Raw genomic sequence first — 8056 nt, 5'->3', positions numbered from 1 at the left:
TTGCAAGAACAGCCGAAAGCTTCCTTGCGCAAGTAAAGGCTGCTGTTTTAGCCTACATGTTTAGGACTTTTGAATCGTATGTATCGATTTTTTAATTTCACAATTCGCTCCACTACTTTTTTTATTTACTTTGTTGAGTGCTTTTCGTTATCCGCGTTTTTGCACCAAGTTACAAACTTGCGCCTAAAGCCCTTTACCTTATCGGCATTGCCACCCCAACGCTCGTATCGATCTAAAAGAGTTTGGGTTTGGTCCCAAAAAGGTGAAGCCGTATCAAGATTATGCTCTAAATCACGCAAAATAAAATCCGGTGCTTTAATTTGTTCATCAACGTTGTTAATTCGTTGGTCTTCATTGCTATCACCCTCAATATACCCAATAAGTTTCTTCAAGCAATCATGCTTACCATCACCATACAATAAAACATTATTTAGTGAATCGACAACCGTATACTCTCTTGAGGCTTGAGTTGCACGTAGAACAACTCCAAACCAATGTCCATATGTACTAGATTCATTGGCTGTAGAAACCGCAAATAAATGAATATATGGTTGTTTTTTCATGCTCATTTTTGCCAAAAAATTAAGTGTTGGAACATTCTGAGGTAGCTGTGAAAACAAATAATTGTCTTTTTGTGTACTATCAGTTAGACGACAATTTATCAGCAAATCAATATTTTTAACCACAGTATAATTTTTCACTGCATCTTCTTTTCCATAATCTAAACCACGTGTAAGTAAATTCTCTACTTCTTCCGCCTCAAGCCAATCGCCTTTCTTCAAATCATCGCTTAGTTTATTAAAATTATTTTCGGTTTTCTCCCGATTATCAACAATATTTTTTCTCCAACAACCTATTTGATCACCATCACGATTACCAAAATACCGTTTAATATTTTCATAATTATCAAGCAACTTTTTTGCATCTTTTTGAGAAATGGTAGGATTTGAAAGAATATGATTCAATGCTAACAAATTTTTTACAGTGTGATAACCACAACTTGCATAACCACCGCCATATTCTCCACGTTGGCTGAATACCTTAAGTTGTTGAACTGTTATTTCTGTGTCATTTGCTCCTCGATTTTCTTTCTCATCTTCTTGCTCTTCATCCTCAATAGATGATGATGTTGAAAAACTAATTTTTTGTCCTGGTAGAACCAAATTATCATAAAGATATACTACACCACTTTTGAGATAATCCTCATCTTCCAGATATTTAACTACAGCCGGCATAGTTTGGTGTTTATATATTGTATAGCCAAGAATAGCTGCCAAACCACCAAAAAAAGCAACCGGAAAAATCCTGCTCGGCTCTTTTCTTACGCTAGAAACATAATCAGAAATAACAGTTTTGATACTACTGAATGACAAATCCCACGCTTGCACATAGACTGGCACAATAAGAAGCAATACAAAAAAAACTGGTAAACATACTTTTACTATTTTCATTATTCCAACTCTACCATATTACGAAAAAATTTTTATAATACCATGCCAAAAATACGTCCCTGCAGATAAAGCCAAAGCACTTCCCTTTACTATCAACCCAAATATCAGATTCCTAGAAATAATATCAATTGCTGTTTTGTTACACACAATTTGATCTGGATCTTTACATATAATAATACGATAGGCTTCATTTTTTTGAGGCTCAGAAATAGCATTCAAAAACTGTCGATATAATACATAGCCTTTCTGGCCAATCTGATCTTTACCCCACATTATTAGACGAATTTCCTGCAAAGCATCTGGATTTTTTTTTATAAATATAAGAATATTTTTAATAGCAGTTACTACGCCTTGCTCCAGTGGATAATTAAAAATACCAACACTAATTTGTGGAAACGCAACTGCTTGAATACCATTTAATTTTGCAACCTTTAAACTATTAATGTATGTTCCAGCAAGCTGCTTCTCCTGCTTTTCAGTCGCTTGAGCACCATGAAAAAGACATGGCCCCACCGTATGGATAATATGAGAAACATAACCATGCTCAGCTAATTTGCACGCTGATGTTATCCTTGATTCACCAGTTGGACACAATACATCGCCATTCCGCCAATGCGGTGTAAGTTTTCGACACTCAAGACAAAGTTTGCACATATTATTTACACTTGAACCATGGTCTTGACCCCCTGCAACAGCATGAATTGCTTTATCAACGCCACCACCACCTTGCAAATACATATTTGCAGCATTAACTATAGCACTCTTCTCTTGAACAAAGTTCTGCTTTTCAATACTACCATAATCAAGAATAATTTTAGTTCTATGATACACATACTCTATTCTATTTGAAATAGCACCCTCTAAGCAGACAACCATTCCGGCAAATAAAACTCCACTTAATATACCAGCTATTTTTTGATAAGAATACATAATTTCCTCCATATGACCGCACTTCAATGATTTTCTATTAGAAATAATCAAAGCGTCCAAAATATACAATACAATAGACACATGCTTCTAATAAAGAAAAGTATATTAACCAACTACCAAAAAGATATTATACGCATACACTCCTTTTTAACAATTGAACCATAAAAAATTCAATTTGTCAAAGCTCAGAGGGGGCCCTACAAGGCCCCCTCTGCAACTATTATATAACGTAGACTATACTTTTGGCACTGGTGGCCTACTTCCTCCTGGAACTGGTGGTGGGCCTCCTCCTGGAGCTGGCGGCGGACCTCCTGAAGGAAATATTGAACTAGATGGTTGCTCAGATTCTTTTGGGACTTCTTCTTTCATTATTTGTAACGTACTTATCATATTTTCCACAAAGACTCTTATGCATCCCATGTTTTCGTTTCTTATTTTTTCACCAGATACTTTCTTCTTAATTTTTTCTTCTAACCCTTTGAAAATATCTACTAATTCTTTTTGTAAAGCTGAAATATCAATATCATCGAGTTTAATAGGCTTTCCGTCTTTTACAATCAACTCCAATAATGGTTTAAACACATCTTTCATTACAACATACGTATTTATATTTTCTACAATAGGCATACATGAAAGCTCTTGCTCTGCCTGACCCTTATCAAGTTTCTGAAGTTGGTCAATAAAGTACTCTATGCTTACTTGAGTATATGCGCGATAAAATGTATCAATAATAATTGAAAACTCGGGATCTTGCGACACACCAACATCTGCCTTATCTACAAAACTCTTTAGCTTCTCGCGCGTATCTTTAAAATGATACTTCATTATTGCATCGCGCAACTCTCCCACCTTACCAGTATACGCACGCACATCGTGTAATAACTCCAAGTGCTGCCCAAAAAATGTCATATATTTTTTTGCATCAGAACCACGTGGAACTCGTATATCAGCGCTATCAAGAAGGTTAAGTGAGTCATACAAAATTTGTATTCGCTGTCCAGCCGTTTTTTCTTTTTGTTCATCTGGCCATTCTTTTAGAATCATCATGAGTAGGCCATACGGAGCAACTAATGAGTAAAAATTTTTATCTTTAATAATTTTTGACACATTTGTTCTTCCAGCTAACGAACCAAGCGCACTATACACATCTTTTGGTGTACGGGTAACACCCTTAAAATTTTTGCTATATTTTGTTATTGATATATTATTTTTTTCAAGCTCCTGAATCAACCATGGGACAAGCGGCTTTTTATTACTGTCTATTGCCTCTTTTAAAATAGTAACAACAATTGCAGCATTTTTATTTTTATCAATATAGCTTTTTATTTTCTTGCGTATGTTTGATTCAAATTCAGGATTTTGGTTATTGGTTAACTTTTTGAGTTTTGCAATAATCTCATCTGCATTTGGCTTAAATAACTCTTTTGGCGTCTTGAGCTCTTTGATTATCTCATTAATAATAATATTGCGATCTGTTGTACCAGCAACTTTTTTCAAAAAGAACAGAGCTTTTTCAATATCTTCATACTGAAGCGCATCTTGAAGCGGCTTATTGAGCGCTTCATACGGATCAACTGCCTTTTTTCTATCAATAATAAGCGTTCTTAATTTTTGATAATAATCTTCGACCATTTTTTTGTATGAATTTGTATTATATACTATCTCTTTAAGAGTTTCCTCTTTCCAACCTTGCAACTTTGCTTCATCCAAATTCTTAAACAGCATCTCAGCATGTTGATTAATGTATTTGCTCAGCGTTTCTTCTCCATCATTATAATCAAAAAAGAGTTGATTCATAATCGCAAAAAGAATGTTAAATGGACGAGCAAAAAAAGAAAGGTATTTTTCATCATACAAATCAAGAAGATCGATAAGCGGCACATTTTTCATCTGCTCAATACCGGCTTGGCCTGCTGCAATCTCTCTTAATGCACTACCAGATAATTTATCAAATCGATAAAAATCAGGATCAAGTCGCAATAGATTAATCTTCTCACGCAACCATTCAATCATAAATCGCCCCTTACTATCAGTAAGAGGTTGATCAGCATCAGAAATCTTACTATCTGCACGCCCTAGCTCTTCTACAAGCCGCTTAATAAGATCTAAAGCGCGAGACTGATTAAATATTTTTTGTGCTGGTGTTGGATCATCGAACTCTTTATAATCATCGCGAACTTTAATTTTCTTTTTTGCAACAGACGGCCTTTGTGAAATCGCAACATTCACTATAATTGCCTCTAAATCAGCAAAAAGTTTATCAGAAAACTGCCTCTCTGTTCGAAAGCTAAGCTTGAGGAACAATGCTACTAGCTCACCAACGTGCTGCTCCATTTTTTTATCAATATTTCTCAAAAATGATTCTAATCTTTCATCGTAACCTTTTTTAAGCGAATTGATATAATTTGAAAGTCCACCCGGCTCTTCTTCTTTTTCTCCAATAAGCTCTAAAAGTGCTGCGTGTTTTTTGAACGCATCATTCATACCAACATCTTGAATTAATGTTTCTAAAATAAACCAGCGGTAAGCTTCGAATGGCGTATCAAATGTTTTTTTTGTTCTGCCAACCTGAACTTCAGTTCTTTGATCATTTTCTGGCCTGACATACACCTCGTGTGCGATTGTTTTAATTGCATCAAAAATAACGTTATCTGATGCATCTTTCTGTACTTGCAATAAACCAGCAATCTCTTCTTGAGTAAGTAAGGAACGATTTTTTAAAATTCTTTCTTTAATTGTTAGTTTTTTAGGTAATACTGGTTTTTCTGGAGTAATTGGTGCACTACCGGGTAACCCTCCTGTACCTGACTGATATGTTGGCGGCCCATCTTGTGGGGCAGGAGGTATATCACTTTGTTGAGTTTCTTGCTCAATAAATTTTTTTTCTTTAACCACCATTTCTGGACCTTGAATTGCATCTGGAACACCTTCTGCTCTTGGTGTTTTTGGACCAGCAATTGGTTTTTTTGTACTATCATCATAAACAAAAATCCATTGCCCTTCACCGTCTTTCTCTGGCCGCCATAACCACCGACCAGACCCCTGGGCATCTTTTGGTGATTCTATTGGCATATCAATTGTTGGTTTTGTAATTTTTGTTTCTGAAGGAGAGGGTAACGTTTGTGCAACAACACGACTTGCCCCCGACTTATCCTGCCATATCCATTCACCACCTCCTTCATCATGACGAGGCAACCAATAATAGCGCCCTTCACCAGAACCCTGCGGTATTGGCGGCGGATCATCTGGCATTTGTGAAAGACGCTCTTTGAGTTGATCGATAAGCTCCCGATCTGCAATTTTTCTTGCATAAATCAACTGGCGTGTCACCTGAAATTTACTCATTTTTTTCAGAGCAGTTTGATCAATACGTGCTGCAAACAGTAATTGAGAAAAAAAATACGTAGCAACCAATGCAAAAAAAACAATACGTAGTATTGTATTACGTTTCATTATTTTTTACCTTTTTTTAATAAGCAATACCACCTTTAAGCCATACACCCCATTGAGAAAATGCACCGCGATTCTTCCCACCATGCCCCACACATTCAACTTCCACGCCAATACCAACATACGGAATTGCGCGTTCGCAATTGATCCACTGATAACTACCATTCGCAAATAATTTATGTGAATGTACACGCGGTGCTAATGCAGAACAAAGGTTAATGTCGCGATTACTCAGCAGTACTGACTGATGTGATCCACTCACCTGCTCTAACACAATAATACCAGTGTTATTTCCTGCAACATCGGTTTGCAATAGAACACTTGGAACTAACGTTCCCGGAAAACTAAATGCTGCAATTCCTGATGTATCAGCATTTGTATTACTAAAGTTCTGGGATGCACTGCCATCACCCTGCCCTGCATTAAGTGTTGCACATTGTTGTGTTGCATTTAAAGCAACGATTTGCGATACATCAAATCCATAAAGCTGGCTGTCACCTTTTATCGCAAAACAATTTTCAGGAAATGCTTCCAAATATTTAATTTTTTCTTTACTTCTGATCCAAAAGTTATATCCAATATCAGCAGCCCAAGTATTATGAACATATGACAATTTACATACAATATCAGCTTGCACAGCAATGCTAATACCAGCTTCAAGTGTTGTTTTATTTATTGCCGGAAATAATTTACCCGTATATTGACGCTCAATCTGATCACCGTCTACTAAAACACGAACATCGCCAGTATCACCTCTGATACCTGGTTTGCCCAGTTCTTGAATCAGCATATACCTGCTACCACATCCATTTTTCTTAAAATCGAATGAACGTTTTTGTTTTTTTTCAAACAAATGAGTAACATTCGCATCAACATATACGCTCAATGAGCGTTGCTCATCTTTTGACTGCCAGCATGTGTAATGCCCCGTGATCATACCACCAAACTCCCAGTGTCCTCCATTGCCTACAACTGGTTCGAACAGAAATTCCATTGTCGGTATATTGCCTGTTGGCACAGAAACTCGTGCAGCAAAACCTAGATGATACCGCTCTCTTGCAAGTACATTATAACCAAACGCACCTTGAACTTCTGAAAGACGTGTTTTTTTTAGTTTTTTGCAACTAATTTTTCCGTATTTCAGAGACTCTTGTAGATCACCAAATTTCGTTTTACCAGATAACGCATCTTTGACCGTTTTTGGTAATTGATTACGCATAATTAATTCAGAAGACATATAGCCAGCAGGATAATGCAACTTACCTGGCGTTACATCACGCTCACATACATTCAAATCCCAACAGGTATGGACCAGCGGTGCATGCATCCTGAAAAAAAATCCTCGCGTCCAATCGGCAACACCACATAATACATTTCCGTTTTTACCTACCTGCTCACAACAACTCAGCGCCGCATAAAAATTAAAGTCAACTAAAAACGTGTTAACTCGTGGCTCAAATTGTATAGTACTTTTAAAATCAGTGGGCAATCCAAAATAATCGGCCAAAACGTCTTTTACACTACGAGTTGTAACGCGACTTCCTGAAAAAATAAGTTTTGGTTGGCAAAACAAATATGTTGCAATATCACATGGGCTAAATGAGCGATTATATGCCGGCGTTATAGTAAATGCTGAACGACGATAGCCAAGCATAACATCGTTCAACACCTCTTGCCAACCAACCAACTCTCTAGCAGCATTGACACTATGAGACCGTGGCAGCAATAATGGCTTACCACGAAACGCATATGCACAAAATCCCTGCGCTATAAGTAACAAAAAAATCAGACAAATATATTGCTGCTTCATGATATCCACTCTAGTAATGTAATTATTGATACTCAGTATAACAAGAAAATACTGTACAAATCGAAACATCCATGTCAATAAATTAATAATAATCTCAAAAAAAATATATCAAAAGCAAAGAAACGCGAGTTTTGAGATAGCCAAAAATGGTTTCAATAACTTTTCTTTTCTGTAAATCTTTTTTGTAGTATTGATTTAAATAAGGATCCATGTTTTTCCTTTGTTTAGCCAATAGTTGAATACCCTTCTGAGACAATTTTTTGCTATCATTGTATGACATAATGTAACCCTTATCGCCTATCAAAAGACCTTTTATATGTGCTATAAATTGATCATCTTTTAGCATTTTTACATCATGTACATTAGCCGGGGTAGTCGCAACAGAAACGATCTCTCGATTTTGATTAATTATTAT

The 8056-nt window shown here is 36.3% G+C and carries 5 protein-coding genes; all 5 read right to left on the bottom strand.

The window, feature by feature from the left end:
- Window positions 1-125: 125 nt before the first annotated feature.
- Window positions 126-1451: a hypothetical protein gene (locus KC460_04905; GenBank protein ID MCA9770680.1), complete on the bottom strand. Its 1326-nt coding sequence runs from the start codon at window positions 1449-1451 to the stop codon at window positions 126-128.
- Between the two features lie 18 nt (window positions 1452-1469).
- A complete protein-coding gene (locus KC460_04900; GenBank protein MCA9770679.1) occupies window positions 1470-2381 on the bottom strand; it encodes a macro domain-containing protein in 912 nt (303 codons plus the stop codon).
- A gap of 234 nt (window positions 2382-2615) precedes the next feature.
- Window positions 2616-5834, bottom strand: coding sequence for a hypothetical protein (locus tag KC460_04895; protein ID MCA9770678.1), 3219 nt, complete (start codon window positions 5832-5834; stop codon window positions 2616-2618).
- Between the two features lie 16 nt (window positions 5835-5850).
- On the bottom strand, window positions 5851-7641 hold the full coding sequence (locus KC460_04890; protein MCA9770677.1) for a hypothetical protein: 1791 nt from the start codon (window positions 7639-7641) through the stop codon (window positions 5851-5853).
- 94 nt (window positions 7642-7735) lie between these two features.
- A partial coding sequence (locus KC460_04885) for a transposase (protein MCA9770676.1) occupies window positions 7736-8056 on the bottom strand: 321 nt, incomplete at its 5' end.

This window comes from Candidatus Dependentiae bacterium, assembly GCA_020431705.1.
In the GTDB taxonomy this organism is placed as follows: Bacteria; Babelota; Babeliae; order Babelales; family Vermiphilaceae; genus JAGQHQ01.
The sequence above is the reverse complement of the archived record's forward strand: the minus strand, read 5'-3'. Positions and strand labels throughout refer to the sequence as shown.